The 631-nt window shown below is 45.8% G+C and carries 1 tRNA gene and 2 rRNA genes; all 3 read right to left on the reverse strand.

Annotated elements, in window-relative coordinates:
* Window positions 1-66 precede the first annotated feature (66 nt).
* Window positions 67-143: transfer RNA gene (locus tag A3712_RS23800), tRNA-Asp, on the reverse strand.
* 80 nt (window positions 144-223) lie between these two features.
* Window positions 224-339: ribosomal RNA gene (rrf, locus tag A3712_RS23805) — 5S ribosomal RNA — on the reverse strand.
* Window positions 340-475: 136 nt separating this feature from the next.
* Window positions 476-631: ribosomal RNA gene (locus tag A3712_RS23810) — 23S ribosomal RNA — on the reverse strand; the annotation flags it as partial.

Genomic DNA, 631 nt, shown 5'->3' on the forward strand with positions numbered 1-631 from the left:
ATACAGCATACATTTTTGATAGATGTAAAAAAGCCCTGCTATTTCTAGCAGGGCTTTTATAATAAGTGGCGGAGTGGACGGGACTCGAACCCGCGACCCCCGGCGTGACAGGCCGGTATTCTAACCAACTGAACTACCACTCCGCAGTGGACTACTTGTCGTCGCTGACAAGTCGTTCCTAACACTCTTGTCTTCACTTTTGAAAAGTGAAAATAAATTTGGAGCCTGGCGATGTCCTACTCTCACATGGGGAAGCCCCACACTACCATCGGCGCTATTGTGTTTCACTTCTGAGTTCGGCATGGAATCAGGTGGGTCCACAATGCTATGGTCGCCAAGCAAAATTTTGCTTTTACTTTCAGCTTTTTTAAAAGCTGAAGGCAAAATAATCTGGAAAGCTTATTAAAAGTCTTATCTCTTCAAACTCATTCAAGCGTTTGTATTTTTGAGTCCATCAAAACCCCTTGGGTGTTGTATGGTTAAGCCTCACGGGCAATTAGTACAGGTTAGCTCAACGCCTCACAGCGCTTACACACCCTGCCTATCAACGTTCTAGTCTTGAACAACCCTTTAGGACGCTTAAAGCGCCAGGGAAAACTCATCTCAGGGCTCGCTTCCCGCTTAGATGCTT

The organism is Vibrio sp. HI00D65, assembly GCF_001635455.1.
Taxonomy (GTDB): Bacteria; Pseudomonadota; Gammaproteobacteria; order Enterobacterales; family Vibrionaceae; genus Vibrio.